Source organism: Gammaproteobacteria bacterium (assembly GCA_016716465.1).
In the GTDB taxonomy this organism is placed as follows: domain Bacteria; phylum Pseudomonadota; class Gammaproteobacteria; order SZUA-140; family SZUA-140; genus JADJWH01.
In genome coordinates, this window is sequence record JADJWH010000006.1 from 134,464 (window position 1) to 159,684 (window position 25,221).

The 25,221-nt window shown below is 65.7% G+C and carries 27 protein-coding genes; 15 read left to right on the forward strand and 12 right to left on the reverse strand.

Going from position 1 to position 25,221, the window contains the following annotated elements:
• Position 1: 1 nt before the first annotated feature.
• Positions 2-604, forward strand: a complete 603-nt coding sequence (locus tag IPM20_12985) for an arylesterase (GenBank protein MBK9132528.1) — start codon at positions 2-4, stop codon at positions 602-604.
• Positions 605-619: 15 nt separating this feature from the next.
• Here IPM20_12985 and hda read toward each other — a convergent pair whose 3' ends face one another.
• The 4 genes from hda to IPM20_13005 form a co-directional block, all read right to left on the reverse strand.
• The gene (hda, locus tag IPM20_12990; GenBank protein MBK9132529.1) at positions 620-1,285 is read right to left on the reverse strand and encodes a DnaA regulatory inactivator Hda; all 666 of its coding nucleotides are present in this window, start codon (positions 1,283-1,285) and stop codon (positions 620-622) included.
• A 66-nt stretch (positions 1,286-1,351) separates the two neighbouring features.
• Positions 1,352-2,428: an AI-2E family transporter gene (locus IPM20_12995; protein MBK9132530.1), complete on the reverse strand. Its 1,077-nt coding sequence runs from the start codon at positions 2,426-2,428 to the stop codon at positions 1,352-1,354.
• The gene (locus IPM20_13000) at positions 2,425-3,012 is read right to left on the reverse strand and encodes a CDP-alcohol phosphatidyltransferase family protein (protein MBK9132531.1); all 588 of its coding nucleotides are present in this window, start codon (positions 3,010-3,012) and stop codon (positions 2,425-2,427) included. The genes IPM20_12995 and IPM20_13000 overlap by 4 nt, the downstream gene beginning before the upstream one ends.
• Positions 3,009-4,106, reverse strand: coding sequence for a DUF2066 domain-containing protein (locus IPM20_13005; GenBank protein MBK9132532.1), 1,098 nt, complete (start codon positions 4,104-4,106; stop codon positions 3,009-3,011). Before IPM20_13005 ends, IPM20_13000 begins: the two co-directional genes overlap by 4 nt.
• A gap of 119 nt (positions 4,107-4,225) precedes the next feature.
• Here IPM20_13005 and purM point away from each other — a divergent pair, with 119 nt between their 5' ends.
• From purM to IPM20_13020, 3 genes are read left to right on the forward strand one after another with little or no spacing between them, the layout of a single operon-like run.
• Positions 4,226-5,365 (forward strand): phosphoribosylformylglycinamidine cyclo-ligase, encoded by a 1,140-nt coding sequence (gene purM, locus IPM20_13010; protein MBK9132533.1) that lies wholly within the window; start codon positions 4,226-4,228, stop codon positions 5,363-5,365.
• Positions 5,366-5,410: 45 nt separating this feature from the next.
• Entirely contained in the window at positions 5,411-6,091 is a 681-nt protein-coding gene (purN, locus tag IPM20_13015; protein ID MBK9132534.1) for a phosphoribosylglycinamide formyltransferase, read from the forward strand.
• Complete coding sequence (locus IPM20_13020) at positions 6,091-6,828, forward strand: DUF3108 domain-containing protein (GenBank protein ID MBK9132535.1); 738 nt, start codon at positions 6,091-6,093, stop codon at positions 6,826-6,828. The genes purN and IPM20_13020 overlap by 1 nt, the downstream gene beginning before the upstream one ends.
• A gap of 164 nt (positions 6,829-6,992) precedes the next feature.
• On the opposite strand, the gene IPM20_13025 is transcribed toward IPM20_13020, so the two are convergent.
• Complete coding sequence (locus IPM20_13025) at positions 6,993-7,559, reverse strand: dCTP deaminase (GenBank protein MBK9132536.1); 567 nt, start codon at positions 7,557-7,559, stop codon at positions 6,993-6,995.
• 45 nt (positions 7,560-7,604) lie between these two features.
• Entirely contained in the window at positions 7,605-8,693 is a 1,089-nt protein-coding gene (apbC, locus tag IPM20_13030) for an iron-sulfur cluster carrier protein ApbC (protein MBK9132537.1), read from the reverse strand.
• A gap of 179 nt (positions 8,694-8,872) precedes the next feature.
• Here apbC and metG point away from each other — a divergent pair, with 179 nt between their 5' ends.
• From metG to IPM20_13075, 9 genes are all read left to right on the forward strand, one after another.
• Complete coding sequence (gene metG / locus IPM20_13035; GenBank protein ID MBK9132538.1) at positions 8,873-10,978, forward strand: methionine--tRNA ligase; 2,106 nt, start codon at positions 8,873-8,875, stop codon at positions 10,976-10,978.
• Between the two features lie 184 nt (positions 10,979-11,162).
• Positions 11,163-11,744, forward strand: coding sequence for an electron transport complex subunit RsxA (gene rsxA, locus IPM20_13040; GenBank protein MBK9132539.1), 582 nt, complete (start codon positions 11,163-11,165; stop codon positions 11,742-11,744).
• Positions 11,745-11,750: 6 nt separating this feature from the next.
• Positions 11,751-12,305 carry an electron transport complex subunit RsxB gene (rsxB, locus tag IPM20_13045; protein MBK9132540.1) on the forward strand — a complete coding sequence of 185 codons (555 nt, stop codon included), beginning with the start codon at positions 11,751-11,753 and terminating at the stop codon, positions 12,303-12,305.
• Positions 12,305-13,924 (forward strand): electron transport complex subunit RsxC, encoded by a 1,620-nt coding sequence (gene rsxC / locus IPM20_13050; GenBank protein MBK9132541.1) that lies wholly within the window; start codon positions 12,305-12,307, stop codon positions 13,922-13,924. Before rsxB ends, rsxC begins: the two co-directional genes overlap by 1 nt.
• A gap of 42 nt (positions 13,925-13,966) precedes the next feature.
• Positions 13,967-15,043 carry an electron transport complex subunit RsxD gene (rsxD, locus tag IPM20_13055; protein MBK9132542.1) on the forward strand — a complete coding sequence of 359 codons (1,077 nt, stop codon included), beginning with the start codon at positions 13,967-13,969 and terminating at the stop codon, positions 15,041-15,043.
• Between the two features lie 20 nt (positions 15,044-15,063).
• Complete coding sequence (rsxG, locus tag IPM20_13060) at positions 15,064-15,711, forward strand: electron transport complex subunit RsxG (GenBank protein MBK9132543.1); 648 nt, start codon at positions 15,064-15,066, stop codon at positions 15,709-15,711.
• Positions 15,698-16,387: an electron transport complex subunit E gene (locus IPM20_13065; protein MBK9132544.1), complete on the forward strand. Its 690-nt coding sequence runs from the start codon at positions 15,698-15,700 to the stop codon at positions 16,385-16,387. Before rsxG ends, IPM20_13065 begins: the two co-directional genes overlap by 14 nt.
• A gap of 35 nt (positions 16,388-16,422) precedes the next feature.
• Positions 16,423-17,097: an endonuclease III gene (gene nth / locus IPM20_13070; protein ID MBK9132545.1), complete on the forward strand. Its 675-nt coding sequence runs from the start codon at positions 16,423-16,425 to the stop codon at positions 17,095-17,097.
• Between the two features lie 18 nt (positions 17,098-17,115).
• Positions 17,116-17,541, forward strand: a complete 426-nt coding sequence (locus tag IPM20_13075) for a DUF1841 family protein (protein ID MBK9132546.1) — start codon at positions 17,116-17,118, stop codon at positions 17,539-17,541.
• 77 nt (positions 17,542-17,618) lie between these two features.
• Here IPM20_13075 and IPM20_13080 read toward each other — a convergent pair whose 3' ends face one another.
• Together IPM20_13080 and IPM20_13085 are read right to left on the reverse strand one after the other, a co-directional pair.
• Positions 17,619-20,087, reverse strand: coding sequence for a cation-translocating P-type ATPase (locus IPM20_13080; protein MBK9132547.1), 2,469 nt, complete (start codon positions 20,085-20,087; stop codon positions 17,619-17,621).
• A gap of 312 nt (positions 20,088-20,399) precedes the next feature.
• The gene (locus tag IPM20_13085) at positions 20,400-21,215 is read right to left on the reverse strand and encodes an RMD1 family protein (GenBank protein ID MBK9132548.1); all 816 of its coding nucleotides are present in this window, start codon (positions 21,213-21,215) and stop codon (positions 20,400-20,402) included.
• 155 nt (positions 21,216-21,370) lie between these two features.
• Here IPM20_13085 and IPM20_13090 point away from each other — a divergent pair, with 155 nt between their 5' ends.
• Complete coding sequence (locus IPM20_13090) at positions 21,371-22,216, forward strand: ATPase (GenBank protein ID MBK9132549.1); 846 nt, start codon at positions 21,371-21,373, stop codon at positions 22,214-22,216.
• Positions 22,217-22,262: 46 nt separating this feature from the next.
• Positions 22,263-23,339, forward strand: a complete 1,077-nt coding sequence (locus IPM20_13095; protein ID MBK9132550.1) for a homoserine O-succinyltransferase — start codon at positions 22,263-22,265, stop codon at positions 23,337-23,339.
• 156 nt (positions 23,340-23,495) lie between these two features.
• Here the strand turns inward: IPM20_13095 and IPM20_13100 are convergent, their stop codons facing one another.
• The 4 genes from IPM20_13100 to IPM20_13115 all read right to left on the reverse strand — a co-directional run bounded on the left by IPM20_13100 (position 23,496) and on the right by IPM20_13115 (position 24,996).
• Complete coding sequence (locus IPM20_13100; GenBank protein ID MBK9132551.1) at positions 23,496-23,690, reverse strand: hypothetical protein; 195 nt, start codon at positions 23,688-23,690, stop codon at positions 23,496-23,498.
• 136 nt (positions 23,691-23,826) lie between these two features.
• On the reverse strand, positions 23,827-24,369 hold the full coding sequence (locus tag IPM20_13105; GenBank protein ID MBK9132552.1) for a flavin reductase family protein: 543 nt from the start codon (positions 24,367-24,369) through the stop codon (positions 23,827-23,829).
• A 128-nt stretch (positions 24,370-24,497) separates the two neighbouring features.
• Positions 24,498-24,707 carry a BrnA antitoxin family protein gene (locus IPM20_13110; protein MBK9132553.1) on the reverse strand — a complete coding sequence of 70 codons (210 nt, stop codon included), beginning with the start codon at positions 24,705-24,707 and terminating at the stop codon, positions 24,498-24,500.
• Positions 24,700-24,996, reverse strand: a complete 297-nt coding sequence (locus IPM20_13115) for a BrnT family toxin (protein MBK9132554.1) — start codon at positions 24,994-24,996, stop codon at positions 24,700-24,702. Before IPM20_13115 ends, IPM20_13110 begins: the two co-directional genes overlap by 8 nt.
• Positions 24,997-25,221: the final 225 nt, after the last annotated feature.

Here is a 25,221-nt window from a genome sequence, read left to right on the forward strand (position 1 = left end):
GATGCGACGACTCCTGTTGATGCTCCTGCTGCTGATGCCGCTCGCGACGCATGCCGCATCGACACTCCTGATCCTGGGTGACAGTTTAAGCGCCGCCTACGGCCTCGATCAAAACGACGGCTGGGTGAGCCTGCTGGAACGGCGCCTCGCGCGCGAAGGTTATCCGGTGGACGTGGTCAACGCCAGCATCAGCGGCGACACCACCGGCGGCGCGCTGGCGCGCCTGCCGGCGGAACTGGCGCAGCACAAACCCGCCCTCGTGCTGGTCGAGCTCGGCGGCAATGACGGCCTGCGCGGCCTGCCGCTGGAGCAGATGCGGCGCAACCTGGCGGACATCATCACGGCCTGCCGCGCGCGCGGGGCGCGGGTCGTGCTCGCCGGCATGCGGCTGCCACCGAACTACGGCCGCGCCTATACCCGGGGCTTCGAACAAGTGTACGCGGAGCTGGCGGGGGAATACGAGGTCACCCTGATTCCGTTCCTGCTCGCGGGACTCGAGGACGGAACCGCGGACTTCCAGGCCGACGCCATTCACCCCAACCGGGAGGCGCAGGCGGTCATCCTCGACAACGTGTGGAAATACCTGCGCCCGCTGCTGGACTAAGCGGCGCGCGCTGGATCAGTCCTCGCCCGCGACCTCGCGCACGAAGGGCACGGTGAGCCGGCGCTGCGCGGCGAGCGAGGCGCGGTCGAGACGCTCCAGCAATTCGAACAGCGCGCCCATGTCGCGCGCATGGCGCTGCAGCAGGTAGTGGGCGACGGCCTCCGGCATCTCCATGCCGCGCGCGCGCGCGCGCTGGCGCAGCACCCGGGCCTTCTCATCGTCGAGCAGCGGCTGGAGCTGGAACACCAGGCCCCAGGACAGCCGCGTCGCGAGATCGGGCAGGCCGAGGCCCAGCGCGCGCGGCGACGCGGCGCCGGCGATGGCGATGCGGCCGCCGCCCGCGCGCACGCGGTTGAACAGGTGGAACAGCGCGGCCTCCCAGTCGGCGTCGCCGGCGATCGCGTCGATGTCGTCGACGCAGACCAGCGCCAGCGCCTCCAGTCCCTCGAGCAGGGCGGGCGCCAGATCGGCGCGCTGGCGCAGGGGGAGATAGACCGCGGACTCGCCGCGCGCGGCGGCGAGGCGGCACACCGACTCCAGCAGGTGGGTCTTGCCGGCGCCCGCCCCGCCCCACAGGTAGACGGACTGGCCGGCGGCGAAACCGGACTGCAGGTAGTGCACCGCCTCCGCATTACGCCCGGGCTCGAATCCGGCGAAGGTCGAGTCGTCGCGAAAGCGGATCTGCAGCGGCAGTTGCCCGCTCACGACACCCACGGCCCGGTCGGGCGCGCGCGCCGCCGCGCCGGCTCAGCCCTTGTCCGGCGTCTCATCGTCCATCCCGTAGACCTCGCTGTGCAGATAGCGCCGGTGCAGGTCGCGCACCAGCACCGCGATCACCGCGGCCACCGGCAGGGCCAGCAGCACGCCGACGAACCCGAACAGCTGCCCGCCCGCCATGACGGCGAAGATCACCGCCACCGGATGCAGGCCGACGCGATCGCCCACCAGCCAGGGCGTCAGCACCATGCCCTCCAGCGCCTGGCCGAGCATGAACACCCCGAGCACCAGCAGCGGGTGCAGCAGGTCGTGGAACTGCGCCGCCGCCGCGATGCCGCCGGCCAGCAGGCCGACCACCGGCCCCAGATAGGGAACGAAGCTGACCAGCCCGGCGCCCATGCCGATCAGGAAGGCGAGATCGAGCCCCACCAGCCACAGGCCGACCGAATAGATCAGTCCGAGCGACAGCATGACCCAGAGCTGTCCGCGCAGAAAGGTCGCGAGCACCTCGTCGCACTCGCGCGCGAGCCGCGCCACCTCGGGTTCGATCGGGCGCGGCAGCAGTTCGCGCAGCCGGCGCACCAGGTCGTTCCAGTCGCGCAGCAGATAGAACGTGACCACCGGGACCAGCGTCAGGTTGAGCAGCCATTGCACGATCGCCAGGCCGGACTGCGTCACCGCGACCACCGCCCGCGCGGCGATGCCGCCGGCCTGCTGCCATTGATCGAGCAGCGCCTGCCGGATCTGTGTCAGGTCGAGCGTCTGCACGCCGATGCCCAGGGTATCGCGCAGCCACGGGATCAGCCGGGTCTGCAGGGCATTCAGGTAGTCGGGCCAGCGCTCGATGAACACGGCGATCTGGCGCTCCAGCAGCGGAAACGCCACCACCGGGGCCAGCAGCAGCACGCCGAAGATGAGCAGGAATACCAGCACCACCGCCGCGACCCGCGGCAGGCGGCGCGCCGTCAGGCGCTCGACCAGCGGACTGCCGAGATAGGCCAGCAGCGCGGCGATCAGGAACGGGGTCAGGATCGGCGCCAGCAGATAGACCAGCAGTGCCGCCGCCGCGCCGGCGGCCACCCAGCCCGCCACCTGCGGACCTTTCATCGCCCGTCTCCGCCGCGCCGCAGCCGTCTCATCGGGAGCCGGCGCGCGCGGCAGGCGCGCACCCCCCAGGTCCAGACGTAATCGATGCCGCTCAGCAGCGTGGTGGCGAGCACCGCCCACACCATTCCCGCCAGCAGGGCCGGTGGCAGCGGATAGACGCCGGCGGAGAACACCGCCGCCAGCCCGAGCGCGATCTGCGCGAAGGTATTGAGCTTGCTGATCAGCGTGGGCTCCATCTCGTACTCGCCGACCAGCAGGTGATAGGAGACCGCGCCGGCCAGGATCAGGACATCGCGCGCCACGACGGCCGCGACCAGCCAGACCGGGAGCAGGTCCAGCCAGGCCAGCACGACATAGGTCGACACGAGCAGCAGCTTGTCGGCCAGCGGGTCGAGGATCGAGCCGAGCCGGCTGGTGTAATGGAAGCGCTTGGCGATGTAGCCGTCCAGGGCGTCAGAGACCCCCGCGACGGTATAGAGTAGCAGCGCGAGCGTGAACTGCTCGTGCACCAGCGCCGCCACCACCGGCAGCACCAGCCCGATGCGCAGCACGCTGATGATGTTGGGGATGTCGGCGCGCGTCACGGCACCAACCGGTAGGCCAGCTCATCCCCCGTGGCCGCGCCGGCGGCGGGAACGAGCACCCTGCCGAAGCCGATGGCCTGAACCAGCGCCGCGCGGTCAGCGTGCAGCACGAGATGGAAATGCGCGCCTGCCGCGTCGATCTGCCGCACCTCGAGTTCGCTCACGGCGTCGAGCGAACGCAGGTAATGCTGCGCGCGACTGTAGTCCTCCAGCCTGTTCACGCCGGTCACGAGCAGATCCACCGGTTCCGCCGCGCCGTCGTCGAGCGCGCGGGCGAAGCGCGCGGCGAGCCGGTCGGCGGCGCCATCGACACCGTCCGCCAGCGCCTGGGCCCGCGTCCCCTCGGCCGACTGCCAGTGCTCCGCGCCATCGTCCAGATAGAGCGACCAGCGCGCGGACCACGCGCCCGACGGCGCGCGGTAGGCGCGCCCGAGCAGCACCGCGGTGGACTGGTAGCGCGCCGAGGCCGCGCGCACCTCCTGATCGAAGCCGCCCCACACGTCGCCGAAACTCACGCGGCGCTGGTCCTCGAGATCCAGCAGCGGAAACAGCAGCGGAATCCCGCGCGCGTCCGCCCGTTCCTCCACCTCGCGGCGCAGATCGGCGCCGGCTTCGCTCCCGGTGAGGTAGCGCCTGCCCTGTTCCTCCACGGCGAGCCACACCAGGGTGGACGGCCGCATGCGCCCCCACACCGGCTCGTTGACCCGTTGCAGCGACTGGTTGACCGCCTGGGCGTCGAAGCGCGCCCACAACATCTGGGTCGGGGCGGGATCGACCGCCGCCTCGGGCAGGTATCCCGGCGGCAGCGGACGATAGAGGTATTGCTGGACGTAGGTCAGCGGCGAGCGCAGCAGCGCCTGCAGCCCGGGACGCGTGGCCGCGTCACGGTCGCCGGTGATCTTGACCAGTACCTGGCCGAAGACCTCGCGCAAGGCCTGCGTGCGCTCCGCCTCGCGTTGCCCGGCAACCGGCACCTGCGCCTCGTAGAGCCCCTCGACCTCGCCGGCGCGCGCGCCGGCGGCGCCGAGCACGAGACACAGCAGCAGGCCCAGACGCAGTCCGCGGCGCAGGGACGACTCATCAGCGAACCACATGCAGTTCATATCCTCGGATCCGGTTGAACGGAGACGTTTTTACACGTGCTCCAGTCTAAGCGAAACGCCCGCGTGTTTCACCTGCGCCGGCGTACGGCTTACTAGGAGGGCAGGTGATAATGCGCTACAATGGCGCCGAAAAAATCCGCGTCGCGCCACTGTCGCGCCGGATCGCGACCGCCGATCATCCAGCGTTAGAGCACAATCCCGTGGACGACACCGAGAAAGCCTCCTCCCCGCTCAGCTACCGCGACGCCGGCGTCGACATCGATGCCGGCAACCGCCTGGTCGAGAACATCAAGCCGATCGCGCGCCGCACCACCCGACCCGAGGTACTCGCCGGCCTGGGCGGGTTCGGCGCCCTGATCGAACTGCCCAAGCGTTACCGCCAGCCCGTGCTGGTCGCGGGCACCGACGGCGTCGGCACCAAGCTCAAGCTGGCGATCGAACTCGGCCGCCACGGCACCGTCGGCATCGACCTCGTCGCCATGTGCGCGAACGATCTCGTCGTGCAGGGCGCGGAACCGCTGTTCTTCCTCGATTACTACGCCACCGGGAAACTCGATGTGGAGGTCGCCACCGAAGTCGTCAAGGGCATCGGCGCCGGCTGCGAGCTGGCGGGCGCGGCCCTGATCGGCGGCGAGACCGCCGAGATGCCCGGCATGTACGCGCACAAGGATTACGACATCGCCGGCTTCTGCGTCGGCGTGGTGGAGAAGGACCGCATCATCGACGGTTCGCGCGCCCGCGCGGGCGACGCGCTGATCGGCATCGCCTCCTCCGGCCCGCATTCCAACGGCTATTCGCTGATCCGCAAGATCGTCGAGCGCAGCGGCGCCGCGCTGAGCCAGCCCTTCGACGGCGCCACGCTGGGCGACGCCCTGCTCGCGCCGACGCGCATCTATGTCAAGCCGGTCCTCGCGCTGCTGCAGGAAGTCGACGTGCGCAGCATCGCGCACATCACCGGCGGCGGCCTGCTCGAGAACATCCCCCGCGTGCTCCCGGACGACACCCGGGCCGTCATCGACGCCGCCTCGTGGCCGCGCCCGGCGGTGTTCGACTGGCTGCAGCGCGCCGGCAAGGTCGAGGCGAACGAGATGCACCGCACCTTCAACTGCGGCGTCGGCATGACCCTCGTGGTGGCGGAACAGGACGTCGAACGCACGCTGGCGCTGCTGCAGCGCGCGGGCGAGCGCGCCTGGCGCATCGGCGCCATCGCGGCCCGCGCCGCAAACGACGCGTACGTCATCATCCGGTAACACCATGGACGCGACCACCGGCACTCGCGGCGGCGCGGCGGACACATGAGCTCTCCGCGCCAGGCGCTGCCCGTCGCCGTGCTGATCTCGGGGCGCGGCAGCAACCTGCAGGCGATCATCGACGCCGTGCGCGCGGGTGAGCTGGCCGCGGACATCCGCCTGGTGCTCAGCAACCGCCCCGACGCCCCGGGCCTGGCGCGCGCCCGCGCGGCCGGTCTCGCGACCGCGGTGATCGAATCCGCCGGCCACGCCGACCGCGCGAGCTATGATCACGCGCTGCGGGAACGCATCGACGCCAGCGGCGCGCGCCTGGTCGTGCTGGCCGGCTTCATGCGCGTGCTGAGCCCGGAATTCGTGCGTCATTACGACGGCCGCCTCATCAATATCCATCCCTCGCTGCTCCCCGCCTTCACCGGCCTGCACACCCACCGGCGCGCGCTCGCGGCGGGCAGCACCGAGCACGGGGCGAGCGTCCACTTCGTCACCGAGGAACTCGACGGCGGGCCGGTGATCCTGCGGGCGCGGGTGCCGGTCGGCGCCGGCGACGACGAGCACGCCCTGGCCGACCGGGTGCACCGGGTGGAACACCGCATCCTGCCGCGTGTCATCGGCTGGTTCGCCGCCGGGCGCCTGCGCAAGGACGGAGACCGCGTATACTTCGACGGGCGCCCGCTGGACGCCCCGCTCGACCTCGCGGACCTGCCCGCGGACGGAGGACTTGCGTGATGACGCGCGCGACCGCGCTGCTGGCCCTGTGCCTGTGCCTCGCCACATGGCCCGGCGGCCCGGGACGCGCGGCCGACGCACCGGTGCGCGAGTTCACCGCGCACTACAAGGCCGATTACCACTACAAGGCCGGCATGCTGCTGAGCGCGAAGATGGAGCGGCGGCTGGCGCGCAATACCGACGGCAGCTACACCTTCACCTCGAGCATGGAGGCGACCGGCCTGCTGGCGCTGGTGCTGAACGACAACATCGAGGAAAGCAGCATCTGGACCCTCAGCGACGGCCAGCCGCGCCCGCTCAGGTACCAGTACAGCCACACCGGCCGCAAGCAGGGCGACGAGCGCAATGCGGTGCTCACCTTCGACTGGAAGAAAGGCGTCGTCACCAACCGCATCAACAACGACCCGTGGACCATGAAGGTGCCGACGGGGACCCAGGACAAGCTGCTCTACCAGTACACGCTGATGCGCGACCTGCAGGCGGGACGCAAAACCCTCTCCTATGAAATCGCCGACGGCGGCGAATTGAAGAACTTCCGCTTCGAGCGCGTCGGCACGGAAGTCATCAGCACCCCGCTGGGAAAACTGGAGACCGTGAAGCTGCAACGCCTCCACGGCAGCCGGAGCGACCTGATCTGGTGCGCCAGCGCCCTCGAGTACCTGCCCGTGCGCATCGAGCAGCACAAGGACGGGAAGGTGGTGACGATGGAGATTATGGAATTTAAGACACAGGACTAAGTAAGAGCAAGGAGGCGGGGCTGATTCTGGCGAACTGACGGGGGAGGCTTCGAGCCATAGGCGTAAGGCGTGAGGCGTGGGCCCGGATTCCGCTACGCTTCATCCGGGCTACATCCCTGCGAGTTTTTTCTTTAGCTTAACCCTGAGTCCTCAGTCCTGCTCGTTCACGTCCTCGGCAGCGTCACTCCCCGCTGCCCCTGGTACTTCCCGCCGCGGTCCTTGTACGAGGTCTCGCACACCTGGTCGGATTCGAAGAACAGCACCTGGGCCACGCCCTCGTTGGCGTAGATCTTCGCCGGCAGGGTGGTGGTGTTGGAGAATTCCAGCGTGACGTGGCCTTCCCATTCAGGCTCCAGCGGGGTGACGTTGACGATGATGCCGCAGCGCGCGTAGGTGGACTTGCCGAGGCAGATGGTCAGCACGCTGCGCGGGATGCGGAAATACTCCACCGTGCGCGCCAGCGCGAAGGAGTTGGGCGGGATGATGCAGACGTCCGACTTCAGGTCGACGAAGCTGTTCGAGTCGAAGTTCTTGGGGTCGACCACCGCCGAGTTGATGTTGGTGAAGATCTTGAATTCGTCGGCGCAGCGGATATCGTAGCCGTAGCTCGAAGTCCCGTAGGAGATCACGCGACCGCCATGGTGCTCGCGGACCTGGCCCGGCTCGAAGGGCTCGATCATGCCGTGCTTGTGCGCCATTTCGCGGATCCAGCGGTCGGATTTGATGCTCATGTCGGTGACTGCTCCCTGTTTCTGTATCAGGTTTCGGTGTCGGCTTCAGTTCTGTTCGATGACGATGTTGGGGATCTTCGCGCTGTAGTCCTTGGCCTGCAGCGACAACTTCGCGGCCACCCGGCGGGCGATCTCGCGGTAGGCATGCGCGATGCGCCCTTCCGGATCGGTGACGACGCTCGGATTGCCGTTGTCGGCCTCGGCGCGGATGCGCGGATCGAGCGGCAGTTGCCCGAGCAGGTCGACATTGTACTGCTCCGCCATGCGCGCGCCGCCGCCGGAGCCGAAGATCGCCTCTTCGTGGCCGCAGTGGCTGCAGACATAGGTGCTCATGTTCTCGATCACGCCGAGCACCGGCACGTCCACGCGCTCGAACATCTTCAGCGCCTTGCGCGCGTCGAGCAGCGCGATGTCCTGCGGCGTCGTCACGATCACCGCCCCGCTCACCGGGATCTTCTGCGCCAGCGTCAGCTGGGTGTCGCCGGTGCCGGGCGGCAGGTCGATGACCAGGTAGTCCATCGGCTGCCAGTTGGTGTCGCGCAGCAGCTGCTCCAGCGCCTGCGTCACCATCGGCCCGCGCCAGATCATCGGCGTCTCCTCGTCGATCAGGTAGCCGATCGACATCGACTGGATGCCATGGGCGATGATCGGCTCCATCGATTTGCCGTCGCGCGACTTGGGCTGCTCGCGCGCGCCGAGCATGCGCGGCTGGCTCGGCCCGTAGATGTCGGCGTCCAGGATCCCGGCACTCGCCCCCTCCGCCGCCAGCGCGAGCGCGAGGTTGACCGCGGTGGTCGATTTGCCGACACCGCCCTTGCCGGAGGCCACGGCGATGATGTTCTTGATGTTCTTCAGCGGCTTGACGCCCTTCTGCACCGCGTGCGTGATCACCCTGGTGCGGATCTCGACGTCCACCGACGTGATGCCGGGCACCGTCGCGGCGCGCTCGCGCACCGCCTGCGCCAGCGCGGCCTCGTAGCCGCGCGCGGGATAGCCGAGCTCGACGCGGATCTCCGCCCGGCCGTCGCGCACGGCGATCCCTTTGACGACCGCGGCCGCGATCAGGTCCCGCTTGAAATACGGGTCGATGTACTGTTTCAGCGCGGCCTCGATCTGCGCTTCGGGCGTCTGCATGTCCGATCTCCTCTGCGTCCGGCGCCGGCGCGGCGCGCGGGTAAAAAACCAGGCGGAGCATTCTACACCATCGCGTCCGCGGATACCGCCCGGACATGACCATCCCGCGGGCAACTGGGTTATAATACCGCGATTTAGCGCCATCCCGGCCCAAAAAAACACTCAAACGCGCCCACATCATGCCCAGCCATCCGCCCCAGGCCCCGACCCGGAAGATCCTCGTCACCAGCGCGCTGCCCTACGCCAACGGCTCGATCCACCTCGGCCACCTGGTCGAATACGTCCAGACCGACATCTGGGTCCGCTTCCAGAAGATGCGCGGCCACGAGTGCTATTACGTCTGCGCGGACGACACCCACGGCACGCCGGTCATGCTGCGCGCCGAGCAGGAGGGGATCGCGCCGGAACAACTGATCGCGCGCATGCAACAGGAGCACCTGCGCGATTTCACCGACTTCCACATCGGCTTTGACAATTACTACTCGACCAATTCGGAAGAAAACCGGGAACTGTCGCAGGAAATCTACCGCCGTCTCCGGCAGAAGGGGCTGATCGAGGTGCGCCCGATCGAGCAGTTCTACGACCCGGTGAAGGAGATGTTCCTGCCCGACCGCTACATCAAGGGGGAATGTCCGCGCTGTCACGCCCCGGACCAGTACGGCGACGCCTGCGAGCGCTGCGGCGCCACTTACGACCCGACGGAACTGATCAATCCGGTGTCGGCCATCTCCGGCAGCACGCCGGTGCGGAAGCAATCGGAGCACCATTTCTTCCGGCTGAGCGAGTGCCGCGACTTCCTGCAGGACTGGGTGCGCCACGGGCGCCGCCGCGGCGCGGCCCCGCTGCAGGACGAGGCCCACAACAAGCTCGAGGAATGGTTCGACGCCGGCCTCCGGGACTGGGACATCTCGCGCGACGCGCCCTACTTCGGCTTCGAGATCCCCGACGCGCCCGGCAAGTTCCTCTACGTCTGGCTCGACGCCCCGGTCGGCTACATGGCGAGCTTCCGCAAGCTGTGCAGCCGCAAGGGCCTCGACTTCGACGAGTTCTGGGCGCATGACAGCACGGCCGAGCTGTATCACTTCATCGGCAAGGACATCCTCTACTTCCACGCGCTGTTCTGGCCGGCCACCCTGCACTTCTCCGGCTACCGCACCCCGGACCGCATCTTCGTCCACGGCTTCCTCACCGTGGACGGCCAGAAGATGTCCAAGTCGCGCGGCACCTTCATCACCGCGCGCTCGTTCCTGAACCACGTCGATCCCGAATATCTGCGCTATTACTTCGCCGCCAAGCTGAACGAGCGCATCGAGGACCTCGACCTCAACTTCGACGACTTCACCGCGCGCGTCAACAGCGACCTGGTCGGGAAATACATCAACATCGCCAGCCGCACCGCCGGCTTCATCAGCGACCGCTTCGGCGGCACGCTCGCCGCGCGCCCGGACGCCGACGGCGCCGCCCTGCTGGCGCGCATGCAGGGCGCGGCGGACGACATCGCCCGCGCCTACGAGGAGCGTCGTTATGGCGAGGCGGTGCGCCAGATCATGGAGCTGGCGGACCAGGCCAACGCCTACATCAACGACCGCCAGCCCTGGCGCCTGGTCAAGGATCCCGCCGCGCTGGAACAGGCCCGGGAGGTGTGCAGCGTCGGCATCAACGCCTTTCGCCTGCTGACGCTGTACCTCAAGCCGATCCTGCCGCGCATGGCCGCCGCGGTGGAGGAATTTCTCGCCATCCCGCCGCTCGCGTGGCGGGACGCGGCGGAACTTCTCGCCGGGCACGCCATCAAAACGTATACGCATCTGGCCAAGCGGGTCGAGCGCGCGCAGATCGACGCCCTGATCGGCGAAAACAAGGCGCAGCTGACGGCGACGGGGGGAGCGCCGCACAGCGAGACCCGACCCCAATCGGCCCGGGGAGCGGCCCAGCAGCACGATAACCCTCCCGCCCTTGAGACAATCAGTATCGACGACTTCACGCGCATAGACCTGCGGATCGCGCGGGTTCTGGCGGCGGAAGACGTCGAAGGCGCCGACAAGCTGCTGCGCCTGACGCTCGACATCGGCGGCGGCGAGACGCGGCAGGTGTTCGCGGGCATCAAGGGCAAGTACACGGCGGCCGAACTGATTGGACGCCACACCGTCGTGGTCGCCAACCTCGCGCCGCGCAAGATGCGCTTCGGCGTGTCCGAAGGCATGGTGCTCGCGGCGGGGCCGGGCGGCAAGGACCTGTGGCTGATCCAGCCCGACGCGGGCGCGCAGGCCGGCATGCGGGTGAAGTAGCCGGACCGGAGCGCACGGACGCGCGCGATCGGTGCATTGCGAACTCGTGCCGGCCGCGGTCGTTATAACGGTTTTTTATACCGGACTTCTCCGGGCTTATATGCATATTCGATTCACCGGCTCAACCGAGATCAGATAAAATGCACGAACCCATGAAGTCAGCGCCGATCCGTCTTCCCCCGCCATGACCGAGTACGTCCTCATCCTCGTCAGCACCGTCCTGGTCAACAACTTCGTCCTGACCAAGTTTCTCGGCCTGTGCCCGTTCATGGGCGTGTCGCGGAAACTGGAGACCGCCGTCGGCATGGGGCTCGCGACCACCTTCGTGCTGACGCTGTCCTCGGTGTGCAGCTACCTGACCGACACCTACCTGCTCGCCCCGCTGGGACTGGAATACCTGCGCACCATCACCTTCATCCTGGTGATCGCCGCCGTGGTGCAGTTCACCGAGATGGTGATCCACAAGACCAGCCCGGTGCTGTATCAGGTGCTCGGCATCTTCCTGCCGCTGATCACCACCAACTGCGCGGTGCTCGGCGTCGCCCTGCTCAACGTCAAGCAGGAATACGGCTTCCTCGAATCTGCCGTCTACGGCTTCGGGGCGTCGGTGGGCTTCTCGCTCGTGCTGATCCTGTTCGCCGCCATGCGCGAGCGCATCGCGGCGGCGGACGTGCCGCTGTCCTTCCGCGGACCGCCCATCGCGCTGATCACCGCCGGACTGATGGCGCTGGCGTTCATGGGCTTCACCGGACTGATCCGGGAGTAATCACGCATGATCGCCGCCATCATCGCCCTCAGCGTGCTCGCGGTCGTGTTCGGCCTCACCCTGGGGTATGCCGCCATCCGCTTCAAGGTGGAGGGCGACCCGCTGGTCGACCGCATCGACGCGCTGCTGCCGCAGACGCAGTGCGGCCAGTGCGGCTTTCCGGGCTGCCGCCCCTATGCCCAGGCGATCGCCGGCGGGAAGGCCGACATCAACCAGTGCCCGCCCGGCGGCGAGGCCACCATCATAGCCCTGGCCGACCTGCTCGACCGCGACCCGAAGCCGCTCAACCCGGACAACGGCGTGGAAAAACCCAAGACCGTGGCGGTCATCGACGAGCAGCGCTGCATCGGCTGCACGCTGTGCATCCAGGCCTGCCCGGTGGACGCCATCGTCGGCGCGGCGAAACACATGCACACCGTGATCGCGGAGGAGTGCACGGGCTGCAACCTGTGCGTGCCGCCGTGCCCGGTCGACTGCATCGACATGGTGCCGGTCAAGCAGCACATCCTGGCCTGGAAGTGGCCCTATCCGGAACAGAAGACGGCGGGACAGGCATCGTGATCGGCGCCCTCAAGCGCCGCCTGTGGTCATTCCACGGCGGGGTCCATCCGGTGCAGCACAAGCACGTCTCGACCCATCTGCCCATCCAGCAGCCGCGTCTGCCCCGGCGCATCGTCCTGCCGCTGCACCAGCACATCGGCGAGTCGGCGGAATCGCTGGTGCGGGTCGGGGAGCGCGTGCTGAAGGGGCAGATGATCGCCCATGCCAGCGGCTACGTCAGCGCGCCGGTGCATGCCTCGACCTCGGGCACGGTGGTCGAGATCGGCGAGGCGCCGATCCCGCATCCGTCCGGACTGTCCGCCCCCTGCATCGTCATCGAGCCCGACGGCGAAGAGCGCTGGATCGAGCACGGCCCGGTGGAAAATTACCGCGATCTGCCGCCGAGCGCCCTGCGCAACCTGATCCGCGAGGCCGGCATCGTCGGCCTCGGCGGCGCCGGCTTCCCCTCCTACATCAAGCTCAATCCCGGCCACCACAAGACGATCAAGACGCTGATACTGAACGGCGTCGAATGCGAGCCGTTCATCACCTGCGACGACATGCTGATGCGGGAGCGCGCGGACGCTATCCGCGGCGGCATCGAGATCATCCGCCACGCCCTGCAGGCCGAGGAATGCCTGATCGCCATCGAGGACAACAAGCCCGCGGCCTACGAGGCGATGCGCCGGGCGGTCGCGGGCATGGACAAGGTCGAGGCGGTGCAGGTGCCGACCCTGTATCCCCAGGGCAGCGAGAAGCAGCTGGTCAGGGTGCTGACCGGCAAGGAAGTGCCGCGCGACGGCCTGTGCCTGAACGTCGGCGTCGTCTGCGTCAACGTGGGCACGGCCGCCGCGGTGCACCGCGCCATCCATCTCGGCGAGCCGCTGATCTCCCGCATCGTCACGGTCACCGGCGGCGCCGTCGGCCGGCCCTGCAATATGGAGGTGCTGATCGGGACGCCGATGAACGAGCTGATCGGCCAGTGCGACGGCAACATCAATCGCATCGACCGCCTGATCATGGGCGGCCCGATGATGGGGTTCGCGCTGCACCGGACCGACCTGCCGGTGATCAAGACCACCAACTGCGTGCTGGCCGCGACCGCGCACGACCTGCCGCCGGTCAAGCCGGTGATGCCGTGCATCCGCTGCGGCGCCTGCGCCGACGCCTGTCCGGTGAACCTGCTCCCGCAGCAGCTCTACTGGCACGCCAAGACCAAGAACCTGGACAAGGCGCAGGAATACGACCTGTTCGACTGCATCGAATGCGGCGCGTGCTCCTATGTCTGCCCGAGCAACATCCCGCTGGTACAATACTTCCGCTACGCCAAGGGCGACATCTGGACGCGCGAGCGCGAGAAGGAAAAGGCCGAGCTGGCGCGCCGACGTCACGACAGCCGCCAGAAGCGGCTCGAGCGCGAGAAGGCTGAACGCGAGGCCAAGCGCCAGCAGAAGAAATCCGCCCTCGATGCCGCCGCCATGGCAGAGAAAGGCCAGGAGGCGGCGGCGGCCGCCCAGCAGCAGGCCGAGTCGCGCCGCGACGCCGCCCTAAGGGAAGCGGAGAAGCGCCGCGGCGAAGGCTGGCAGGGACACAAGGACGACACCGACCGCCCGCGGGAGAGCAATCGCGAGTCGAACTAGACGGACGCCGCCGGCGCGCGGCCACGCACCATAACAATAACCATGCCACTCACGACATCGTCCTCCCCCCATACCAGGGCTCCGGCCTCGGTCACCGCGGTCATGCTGCAGGTGCTGCTCGCCCTCGTCCCCGGCATCGTGGCCTATGTGTGGTTCTTCGGCTGGGGCGTCATCATCAACATCACCATCGCGGCCGCGGCGGCGGTGGCCGCCGAGTCCGTCATGCTGATGATCCGCCGGCGCCCGCTACGACAGTACCTCGGCGACTGCAGCGCCCTGGTAACCGCCTTGCTGCTGGGACTGGCCCTGCCGCCGCTGTCGCCGTGGTGGCTGACCGTCATCGGCGTCTTCTTCGCCATCGTGATCGCCAAGCAACTGTACGGCGGACTGGGTTTCAATCCCTTCAACCCGGCGATGGTCGGCTACGTGGTCCTGCTGGTCTCCTTCCCGGTCGAGATGACCAGTTGGCTGCCCATAAGCACCTTCAGCAGCTATGAGATGAATTTCGCCGAGACGGCCGCCTTCATCTTCGGCGGCCAGTTGCCGCCCGGGATCACCTTCGACGCCCTGACCGAGGCCACGCCGCTCGACACCCTGAAAAACAACCTCGGCCAGGGCAATACCGTGGCCGAGATCCGCGCCCAGCTGGGTCTCGACGATGTGACCAGCCTGCTGCTCAGCGTCATCCCGATCTTCGGCGCGATCGGCGGCAAGGGCTGGGAATGGGTCAACGCGGGCTTCCTGCTCGGCGGCCTGTGGCTGATGTACCGCAAGATCATCGGCTGGCAGATCCCGGTCGCGATGCTCGGCGCCCTGGCGCTGATCTCCGGCGCGTTCGCCTTCTACGACCCCGAGCACCACGCCTCGCCGCTGTTCCACCTGTTCAGCGGCTCGGTCATGCTCGGCGCTTTCTTCATCGCCACCGATCCAGTCACCGCCGCCGCCAGCCCCACCGGCCGCCTGGTCTACGGCGCCGGCATCGGCATCCTCGTGTACGTCATCCGTGTGCTGGGCGGCTATCCCGACAGCATCGCCTTCTCGGTGCTGCTGATGAACATGGTCGTGCCGATCATCGACGATCACTTCAAGCCCCGCGTGTTCGGGCACGGCAGGAAGTAGCACCCGTGCTGCTGCGTCACATGGCGATCACGGCTGCATTGCTCGGCGCCTTCGCCGTGCTCGGCACCGCGCTCGTGGCCCTGACCGAGAACGACACCCGCGACCTGATCGCGCAGAACGAGCGCGAGGCCCTGCGCCGCAAGCTCAACGAGGTCATCCCGAAGGACGCCTACGACAACAGCATCACCACCGACACCGTCGAGGCGACCTCGAAACCCATGCTCGGCAGCGCGAAGCCGATGACGGTGTACCGCGCGCGCAAGCAGGGCGCGCCCGTGGCCGCGGTCATGACCACGGTGGCGCCCGACGGCTACACCGGGGCGATCACCCTGCTCGTGGCCGTGCGCTACCAGGAGGAAACCATCATGGGCGTGCGGGTAATCCACCACCGGGAAACCCCGGGGCTGGGCGACTGGATCGACGCCGAACGCTCGGACTGGATCAGCCATTTCACGGGCCATTCCCTGTCAGACCCCGACGAACTGGGCTGGCGCGTCGTCAAGGACGGCGGCATCTTCGACCAGTTCACCGGGGCGACGATCACCCCGCGCGCGGTGGTCAAGGCGGTGCACAACAGCTTAAAATACTTCCACGCACACAAAGACGAACTGTTCGGAAACGAAGCGGCCGCGGACGGCGCGGCGGGAGGCGAGCATGGCGCAGAATAATTTCGCGGGCATCGCGCGGGACGGACTGTGGAACAACAACCCGGCGCTGGTGCAGATCCTCGGCCTGTGCCCCCTGCTGGCGGTGACCAATACCACGATCAACGGGATCGGACTCGGCCTGGCCACCATGATGACGCTGGTGATCTCAAACGGCATCGTCTCCCTGATCCGCAACTGGGTCACCCCGGAAATCCGGCTGCCGGTGTTCGTGCTCGTCATCGCCTGCATCGTCACCGTCATCGAGCTGGCGATGAACGCCTACTTCCATGAACTCTACAACCTGCTCGGCATCTTCATCGCGCTGATCGTCACCAACTGCAACATCATCGCGCGCGCCGAGGCCTTCGCTTCGCGCAATCCGCTGCTGCCCGCGCTGTTCGACGGACTGATGATGGGCACCGGCTTCCTGCTCGTGCTGGTCACGCTCGGCGCCATGCGGGAGATGATCGGCTCCGGGACCCTGTTCGCCAACGCCCACCTGATGTTCGGCGAGGGCGCGCGCGGCCTCACGGTCAGGCTCGGGGATTATCACGGCATGCTGCTCGCGATCCTGCCGCCGGGCGCCTTCATCGGACTCGGCCTGCTGATCGCGCTGAAGAACGCCATCGACCGGCGTCGCGCCGAACGCAGGACCGCCCCCGCCGCCGTCACCGCGCCGGAACCGCATGCCGTTTGAGCCGGCCCCGTTGATCCCTTGATCATGTCCGCCGCATGAACGCCCGGCAGCGCCGCGCCCTGTTCACGCGCCTGAAGGAAGCCAATCCCAGCCCCACCACCGAGCTCCACTACGCCACGCCGTTCCAGTTGCTGATCGCCGTGATCCTGTCCGCGCAGGCGACCGACAAGGGCGTCAACAAGGCCACCCCGGCGCTGTTCCGCGCCGCGCCCACCCCGGCCGCCATGCTGGCGCTGGGCGAGCAGGGCTTGAAGGAATACATCAAGACCATCGGCCTGTTCAACACCAAGGCGGGCAACATCCTCAAGACCTGCCGGCTGCTGGTCGAGCGTCACGGCGGCGAGGTGCCGCGCGAGCGCGCCGCGCTGGAGGCCCTGCCCGGGGTCGGCCGCAAGACCGCCAACGTCATCCTCAACACCGCCTTCGGCGAGCCCACGATCGCGGTGGACACGCACATCTTCCGCCTCGCCAACCGTACCGGGCTCGCGCCCGGCAAGAACGTGCTGGAGGTGGAAAAGGCGCTGCTGCGCGCGGTGCCGCCCGAGTTCCGCCAGGACGCCCATCACTGGCTGATCCTGCACGGGCGCTACGTCTGCACCGCGCGCCGCCCGCACTGCGCGAGCTGCATCATCGCGGACCTGTGCGAATATCCCCACAAGGAAACCGCCGAGCCCGCGGCCGCGCCGGCCCGCGCCACGCGGCGGGCCTGAGACGGAGCCGAACCCATGCTGTACGGAAACGACCGCGAACAACTGCGGAAGGTCTATCTCGATTCCTGGCGCAAGCACCGGGAAGGACTGCCGCTGTCGCCGCTGGAACACCGCGTCGCCGAGGTGATCGCCGAACACCCCGAGTACCACGCGCTGCTGGACCCCGCGCGGATCGACCGCGACTATTCGCCCGAGTCCGGCGCCCCCAACCCGTTCCTGCACATGGGCATGCACATCGCGCTGCGCGAACAGATCGCGAGCGCGCGCCCGGCCGGCATCGCCGAGCTGCACCGGGCCATCCTGCGCGGCGCGGCCTCGGCGCACGACGCCGAACACCGCATGATGGACTGCCTCGCGGAGGCCCTGTGGCAGGCGCAGCGCAGCGGCACGGCGCCGGACGAGGCGGCCTACCTCGGCTGCCTGCGCAAACTCTTCATCAGCTGACCACCATCCATCCCGAACTGACCCGCAGTATTATTGAATTTCCTTAGATGCGAGCGTCCAATGGATGCCAGGCGCGATTAGCCTCGATATCGGGCGTGCCTGGCCGAGAACGAGATGAAAGATGCCAGCAAACCACCGCCCACGGCATATGCCAGATCTTTTGGGTGCAGAGGCTCTATATGTAATAGTGTCGAAAGCCCTGGCATCTGCACCAGCATCATGGATACCAGTAGCGATGCGCCGACGGTAACCTGCGCCGTCAGCCCACGCAGCCCGCTCAGAACCGCGGCAATACCAGCACTCGATACTGTTAACGTTACCAAGGCCATGGCCCGCGCATGAGCAACATCACCACCATCATCCAAGGCGAGAACATACCCTGAGATCACGACGACAAGGATCGCGGCACTCGTCATCAAGATGGAGGCCCATTGCCGTCGATCGAAGAATTTCACCCCGTTATGCGGCGGCCGGTACTCCAGCTGATCATGGCGAGACATCCCCTGAAACACGAGCATTGCAGTGGGGTGAATGATCAACTCCAGCCATACGATGTGAATCGGCAAATACAGCAGCGGGTAGCCAGCCATGGGAATGAGCGCGGCCGACATGACCAGCGGCAAATGAATCATCAACAGGTACTGAAAACTCTTTTGAAGATTACTGAAGAGCTGCCGGCCTTCGGCAATCGCCCGCACAATGCTTCTAAAATTATCGTCCAGCAAGACAATCGCTGCGGCTTCGCGAGCGCTGCGCGTGCCACGCTGTCCCATCGCGATCCCTATATCGGCAGCCTGTAATGCCGGTACGTCATTAACGCCATCCCCGGTTACCGCTACAATCCCCCCCTGCTGCTGAAGCGCCTTCACCAGACGCAATTTATGCATGGGAATGGCGCGCGCCACCACATCGATATCCTGCAGGAACGCACCCCCATCTCGCTTAATCCGTATCTCCATCTCATTTCCATCTATCATTCTCGGTGCGTCGCTGGACAGGCCAATCTCCCTGGCCACGGCAGCCGCCGTGGCAGGATGGTCTCCAGTCACCATAATCACATGGATATTGGCGCGCAGGCATGCCTGCAGGGCTTCAGGCACGCCGCCCCGAACCGGATCTTCGAAGGCGAGCAATCCCGCGAACTGGTAACCGCTGACGGGCTCACCGCCTTCCCAAATCTCCGGGTTCAGCTCACGCCAGGCACAGGCAATGACTTTGTGCCCAGCGTTCGCCAGGCCGCCCACCCGATCCATCCACGCAGACTCGGCTGACGCATCAAAGTCACAGAGCTTAAACACGATTTCCGGGGCGCCTTTGACAGCCGCAATCAGTACATCGTCTTCTCGAAATACGCCGACCTCGCATTTCCGGTCTTCGGTAAATGGAAAGCTTGTGACGGGAACCAATCCTGAGAAGTCAGGTACACTTTTCAGGATGGCGACATCCATCGGATCACCCGTCTCGCGCCGAGACGCGGCCCCAGCCAGCGCAAGCAGTCGTGATTCTGAGACGGCACCTGACGTCACATGATGCATCAGCTGCAGTGATCCTTTAGTGAGGGTTCCAGTCTTGTCGGTGCAGATGCAGGTCACACGACCAATGCTTTCCACGACTACGCTTCTACGAACCAGGGCCTGGATTTTAGCCAATCGGTAGACCCCGGCCCCAAGGAAGAACGTCAGCACGACGGGGAATTCCTCGGGGATGGCCGCAACCGCCAGCGTCAGGGCGCTCAAGAGCGCGTCAATCCACCCATACCCCTGACTGATCCTGACGCTCGCCAGGATAAGACAGAAAAGAACCGCGGCAACGATTAAAACTTTTACCAGCGACATAACGGCACGCTGCAAAGGCGTGCGCTCGTGCGCGCTGCTGGCAACCGCCTGCACAATCTCTCCGTACAGTGTATTTCTCGAAGTAAATGCGACAAGCAATCGCCCATTACCGGTGAGCATGCGCGTGCCGGCGTAGCCCCAATAACATTCATCAAATCTGGTTTCGTCCTCCGCGAGCGGCAGTGATTGCAGCGCGTGCTTGCGTACCGGGTACGCCTCGCCTGTCAATGCCGATTCATCGACCTGTGTCTGGTCTGCATGAAAAAACAGGCCATCAGCCGGTATGAGATCACCAATCTTAAGGATCACCACGTCGCCAGGCACCAGGTCAGTTGCTGTCACGGTAATTTGTGCGCCATCACGAACCACCACGGCATCTGAGGCCAATCGACCGCTTAAGCCTTCCATCGATGCCCGGGTACGCCGGTGCAGGAAGGCATCCATACCAAACAGCGGTATCAATGCCGCAAGCAGGATGAGGGAGTCCGTCATCTCGCCAATGGCCGCAAATAATGCACTGGTGCCGAGCAGGAACCACAACATGGGATCTTTGAAGGTTTCCGCTACGATTTTCCGCCAGCCGGCATCAACCGTCTCGATAATGACATTACGCCCATACTGTTCCTGGCGCGCCGCGACATCCTGGGTGCTCAATCCACTGGCAGGCACGCGCAACCCGCGCAGTATCTCAAGGGGAAATACATGGCTCATACGTCATGCCCTACAGGTTGCGTCCCTGGCGTTGTCAATTTCTCCAGTCTGCTCGACTGCGCCGATCTAAGGTTAACGAATCTCATGCGTCCAGCGCGCAAGGCAGGGCTGAACGAATTGTATCTCGAAGCAAGCGTTGCGGGTGTTACCTAGTTGTGGCAGCTGAGGCGAAGCACCGTCACGTATCGGGTTCCGGCGGCCAGGTCGGTCATAGGACCGACCGGTGATGATCACGTGCGAGCTCAAGTCGATGCTAGCACAAGCGCACAGGCACATCCGCGGCGTGCCATCCATAAATCCTCCGCCGGGCGCCTAGGCGTGGCCGAAATAGAACATTTCATAGAGCGACAGTACAATCTCGACCACGATAAGGATGACGATATACCACTCCACGCGCAGGCTGCGGCGTGCCTGTAGGATCTCCAGCACCGTCTCGGCGGTCCGCGAGATGAGTTCCAGCTTGCGCTCCAGCGCGCGATAGCGATCGCGCAGCTCGTACTCCGACTCGAGTCGGGCATACAGCCGTTCCAGCGCCGGATGATCCCACAGCAGCTCGGGCTTCTCGCTGATCTCGATGCGGCCGACCATCTCCTGCTGGTTGAGCAGCACCTCGCCGATATGCACGAGCAACTCGCCCGGCCGGCTCCAGCGCGTCTGCGGCCGCACCAGGCGGCGCGCGAACGGCTCGACCAGATCGAAGCTGCGCGCCGTGCGCGACTCGTAGTACTCGAGGACGACGCTCCGGGCCAGCACCTCGGCCACCAGTTGCAGATGCTGCAGACTGACCGCGGCCAGGAATACCTCGCCGCCCTGCACGATGTCCCCGCTGCCGGGATCGACCCGCAGCAGGACCTCCTCGTGCTCCGGCTGCGGGCGCGGCTCGACCAGGTAGGGGCGCAGGTAATCCAGAAAGCCCGCCTCATCCGCGACCGGGACGTCGAAGAACACCACCGCCCCGTAGCGGAACACCACGGCGCATCCGCGTTCGCCCACGCGCAGCGTCAGCGGGGCCAGCGCGAGCGCGGAGCGCTTCTCCAGCGCGCGCGCCTGGATGCGGGAACCGAGGAACAGCGCCCGCACCGGGATGGTCGTCGCCAGCCGCAGGGGAAATGCTTCGTCGTCGCTCATGGTCTGGTCTCCGGCGTCCGGGCGCGGCCAGTGCCCCGGGAGAATCGCTCCGGGGATGATACCAAAACCGGACAGCGACCCGCGCGGCCGGCGACCGCCTCGGCAGCGGGGACGAGTCTGCGGTAGAATACCGGCACGACCGAAAGGATGACCCCATGAAATTCAGCGCGGCGGACTTCAGGCACTGGAAGAACAAGTCGATCACCCTGCTCGGCATGTCGGGGGTGGGCAAGACCCACCTGTCCAACCTGCTGATGAAGGATCACTGGTTCCACTACTCGGGCGACTACCGCATCGGCACCCGTTACCTCGACGAGGCCATCATCGACAACATCAAGCTGATGGCGATGGAGGTGCCGTTCCTGCGCGACCTGCTGCGCACCGACTCGATCTACATCCGCAACAACATCTCGGTGCACAACCTGCAGCCGGTGTCGAGCTTCCTCGGCAAGCTCGGCGACCCCGAGCTGGGCGGCCTGCCGCTGAAGGAATTCAAGCGCCGCCAGGAGCTGCACCGGCTGGCCGAGATCGCCGCCATGAAGGACGTGCCCGCCTTCATCCGCAACGCGCAGATCATCTACGGCTACGAGCACTTCCTCAACGACGCCGGCGGCAGCCTGTGCGAACTCGACAACAGCGGCGTCATCGAGGTGCTCAGCCGCCATACGCTGATCCTCTACATCAAGGCCAGTACGACCGACGAGCAGCAGCTCATCAAGCGCGCGGTCAGGGACCCCAAGCCACTCTACTACCGCGAGGACTTCCTCGACGAGCAGCTCGCCGAGTACATGCGGACAAAGGGCGTCGAATACGTGGCGGAGATCGTGCCCGACGACTTCGTGCGCTGGGTGTTCCCGCGCCTGTTCTACGCGCGCATCCCGCGCTACGAGCGCATCGCGGCCGAATACGGCTACACCGTCACCACCGATGAACTGGCCACCGTGCGCGACGCGGCGGGATTCCTGCGCCTGGTCGAACAGGCCGTCGAACGCGGCGGATGACGTACTTGCCATCGACACACTGAACTGACACGGAACCGTACGCCCCATGCCACTGGTCGCCAAATCCAATCTGCCCACCTTCGACTACCTGCGCCGGGAAGGCGGGCGCGTGCTCACCAGCGACGAGGCGCAGCGCCAGGACATCCGCGAGCTGCACATCGGCCTGCTCAACATGATGCCGGACGCGGCGCTGCAGGCCACCGAGCGCCAGTTCTTCCGCCTCGTCGGCGAGAGCAACCAGATCGCGCAGTTCTTCATGCACCCGTTCACGCTGAAGGAGCTGAAGCGCGGCGCGCCGACGCAGGAGTACATCGACACCTATTACGACTCCTTCGCCCAGCTCAAGCAGGACGGGCTCGACGCGCTGATCATCACCGGCGCCAACGTCACCCAGCCCGACCTCGCGGCCGAGGCGTTCTGGGAGCCGCTGATCGAGGTCATCGACTGGGCCGCCGAGCACGTCACCTCGATCCTGTGCTCCTGCCTGGCGACGCACGCCGTACTGCAGTTCCGCCACGGCCAGCACCGCCGCCGCCTGCCGGCGAAGTGCTGGGGCGTGTACCCGCACAAGGTCGTCAACGACCTCCACCCGCTGGTCGCCGACGTCAATTCCCTGTTCGACGTGCCGCACTCACGCTTCAACGAGATCGGACGCGACCAGTTCGAGGCCGCCGGGCTGCGGGTGCTGGTCGAAAGCGATACCGCCGGCGTACACCTCGCGGTGAGCGAGGACCTGCTGCGCTTCGTCTACTTCCAGGGCCACCCGGAATACGACACCATCAGCCTGCTCAAGGAATACAAGCGCGAGGTCAAGCTCTATGCGCAGGGCCAGCGCACCGACTACCCGCCGTTCCCGCACAACTACTTCACGCTGAAGTCGGAGGCGATCCTGGAGGAATACCAGGACCGCATGGACGCCGCCCTGGCGAAGGGCGAGCCGGCGCCGCCGTTCCCGGAGGAGCACGTCACCGGGTCGCTGCACAACACCTGGCACGACACCGCCGAGGGCGTGCTCGACAACTGGATCGGCAAGGTCTACGAGGTCACCCACCTCGACCGCAAACTGCCGTTCAAGGCCGGCATCGACCCGAATGACCCGCTGGGCCTGCGCGACAGGATCTGAACGTCACCACTCCGGATTCCATTGCATTCCATCCGGGTCACGTCACGATATCCATGTAGCCCGGATAAAGCGCAGCGGCATCCGGGAGAAGGCCTCACCGGTACACCGCTCCGAATCCCACCGCAACCTACCTGGCCGTCTCCACCCGGCCTGACCTCACACCGCGCACGCCATGTCCTGGCCACAGCACATCGGCGACTTCACCTTGCCGTGACCGTTGGGGCATTCCGAGACGTGCACCGACTTGCCGTCGGCCGTGGTGATGGTGCCGTGCCTGAGTTCCGTGCCGCATTTGCCGCATGTCATGCTGCCGATCGACATGCCGCATTTCTTGCATGTGTAGCCCGCCATGATCGTACCTCCCCGTTCTGTGTGGAAAGCGTCGCCGCCCGCAGGATGGAACAGGGATACTGTACTGCGTTTCCGTCCCGGACCCAACTACCCAGCGCGCGAGATAAACAGATGACCGCAGCGGCGTACCGGAAGGCTATATGCCCGGCGGAAGCCTGGCACGCATCGCCCTGCGGCGATCCAGCCGGCGCCCGTCGACGATGAAGGTGCCGTCGCCGACGGCATGCAGGGTGCGCTTTTCCTTACGAACACTGTCGAAATACGCGGCCACGCCTTCGAGGACGACGATATTGTGCTTCTTCACGATATCAACGACCTTGCATTCAATATTCGCGAGGCACTCACGAATCAGCGGCGACCGGACATACTTGCCCTTCACCGGCGTCAACCCGAAACGCGCGAACTTGTCCGTGTCTGCGCCGGAACAGGTCCCCACGCCGACGACTGTATCGATCACATCCACCGTCGGGATCGCGATAACGCACTCGCGCGTCTTCCTGAGCGCGGAATAGGAATGATTCCAGGGCCCCGTGGTGATGGCGAACAGCGGCGTGAAGTCCATGACCATGGTCCAGGAGATGGTCATAAGGTTGGCCTTCTTGCCGTCGCTCGTCGTGATGAACACGACCGGGCCGGATTCCATCAGGGTGAAGGCCTTATTGAGCCGCATCCTCTTCACTGCCCTACCCCTCCACCACAGCCCCATCGATGTAGCCCGGATGGAGCGCAGCGAAATCCGGGAAGCTTAATATTGCATTTTTGAAACTGTGGGCTGTCCCCATTTTCCCCTGCATTTTCCCCTGTACATCATGCCCACTTTATCTTTAAATCCCTACTCTGTTCTGCGCAATCCCGGAGATACAAATTAATCAGGCTCTGGTATGGGATGCCTTTCTGTTCAGCCAGTGCTTTGAAGTAGGCAATAGTGTCCTCATCAAGCCTGATGGTAATCTGCTTCTTCAGTTTCGAAGCATAGGGATTCTTTTTTGAATTTGAAAAATCATATTTTTCACGCATGACCAATGCCCTCGTATTCACGCTGCTCAGAGCGAGTTGCCTTACGGGCCGAAATGATTCGAATGGTATCCTGATCTTCTTGATAGCAATGACATACGACAAGAAGGCGAAGCCGCGAACTCAGACCCAGCAGGATAAAGCGATCTTCCTCGTCAGAGTGGTCAGGATCTAAAATAACGCGCGCATTTTCATCAAGAAATGCAGTCTTAGCTTCTGCGAAAGAAACACCATGTTTCTTTCGATTTGTCGTTTCCTTCCGACGATTCCATTCGAATTTCAGCCCATCCATGGCATTATATTGTAGTTATACTGTAGTTACAATCAAGGGGCTGCGCTTATCAAATTCGATGCACTGGTTAGCACCATATGTCTCGGAATAATAGAGGACAGACTGAGCTACCCCGTATTGTACGTGCAGCGCCCGTACTCAATCATCGAGCGATACGTTTCCTGCAAGTGCCAGTCGTTTTGGTCAGCGGACACGCGACATCTCCTAGCGTATCTAACGCAGAGC

Excerpts from the sequence above, each read along its gene's own strand:
- IPM20_12985 (MBK9132528.1), top strand. The coding sequence starts at position 2 with ATGCGACGACTCCTGTTGATGCTCCTGCTGCTGATGCCGCTCGCGACG.
- IPM20_12995 (MBK9132530.1), bottom strand. The coding sequence starts at position 2,428 with ATGAAAGGTCCGCAGGTGGCGGGCTGGGTGGCCGCCGGCGCGGCGGCG.
- IPM20_13005 (MBK9132532.1), bottom strand. The coding sequence starts at position 4,106 with ATGTGGTTCGCTGATGAGTCGTCCCTGCGCCGCGGACTGCGTCTGGGC.
- purM (MBK9132533.1), top strand. The coding sequence starts at position 4,226 with ATGCGCTACAATGGCGCCGAAAAAATCCGCGTCGCGCCACTGTCGCGC.
- purN (MBK9132534.1), top strand. The coding sequence starts at position 5,411 with ATGAGCTCTCCGCGCCAGGCGCTGCCCGTCGCCGTGCTGATCTCGGGG.
- IPM20_13020 (MBK9132535.1), top strand. The coding sequence starts at position 6,091 with ATGACGCGCGCGACCGCGCTGCTGGCCCTGTGCCTGTGCCTCGCCACA.
- IPM20_13025 (MBK9132536.1), bottom strand. The coding sequence starts at position 7,559 with ATGAGCATCAAATCCGACCGCTGGATCCGCGAAATGGCGCACAAGCAC.
- apbC (MBK9132537.1), bottom strand. The coding sequence starts at position 8,693 with ATGCAGACGCCCGAAGCGCAGATCGAGGCCGCGCTGAAACAGTACATC.
- metG (MBK9132538.1), top strand. The coding sequence starts at position 8,873 with ATGCCCAGCCATCCGCCCCAGGCCCCGACCCGGAAGATCCTCGTCACC.
- rsxA (MBK9132539.1), top strand. The coding sequence starts at position 11,163 with ATGACCGAGTACGTCCTCATCCTCGTCAGCACCGTCCTGGTCAACAAC.
- rsxB (MBK9132540.1), top strand. The coding sequence starts at position 11,751 with ATGATCGCCGCCATCATCGCCCTCAGCGTGCTCGCGGTCGTGTTCGGC.
- rsxD (MBK9132542.1), top strand. The coding sequence starts at position 13,967 with ATGCCACTCACGACATCGTCCTCCCCCCATACCAGGGCTCCGGCCTCG.
- rsxG (MBK9132543.1), top strand. The coding sequence starts at position 15,064 with ATGGCGATCACGGCTGCATTGCTCGGCGCCTTCGCCGTGCTCGGCACC.
- IPM20_13065 (MBK9132544.1), top strand. The coding sequence starts at position 15,698 with ATGGCGCAGAATAATTTCGCGGGCATCGCGCGGGACGGACTGTGGAAC.
- nth (MBK9132545.1), top strand. The coding sequence starts at position 16,423 with ATGAACGCCCGGCAGCGCCGCGCCCTGTTCACGCGCCTGAAGGAAGCC.
- IPM20_13080 (MBK9132547.1), bottom strand. The coding sequence starts at position 20,087 with ATGAGCCATGTATTTCCCCTTGAGATACTGCGCGGGTTGCGCGTGCCT.
- IPM20_13085 (MBK9132548.1), bottom strand. The coding sequence starts at position 21,215 with ATGAGCGACGACGAAGCATTTCCCCTGCGGCTGGCGACGACCATCCCG.
- IPM20_13090 (MBK9132549.1), top strand. The coding sequence starts at position 21,371 with ATGAAATTCAGCGCGGCGGACTTCAGGCACTGGAAGAACAAGTCGATC.
- IPM20_13095 (MBK9132550.1), top strand. The coding sequence starts at position 22,263 with ATGCCACTGGTCGCCAAATCCAATCTGCCCACCTTCGACTACCTGCGC.
- IPM20_13100 (MBK9132551.1), bottom strand. The coding sequence starts at position 23,690 with ATGGCGGGCTACACATGCAAGAAATGCGGCATGTCGATCGGCAGCATG.
- IPM20_13110 (MBK9132553.1), bottom strand. The coding sequence starts at position 24,707 with ATGCGTGAAAAATATGATTTTTCAAATTCAAAAAAGAATCCCTATGCT.
- IPM20_13115 (MBK9132554.1), bottom strand. The coding sequence starts at position 24,996 with ATGGATGGGCTGAAATTCGAATGGAATCGTCGGAAGGAAACGACAAAT.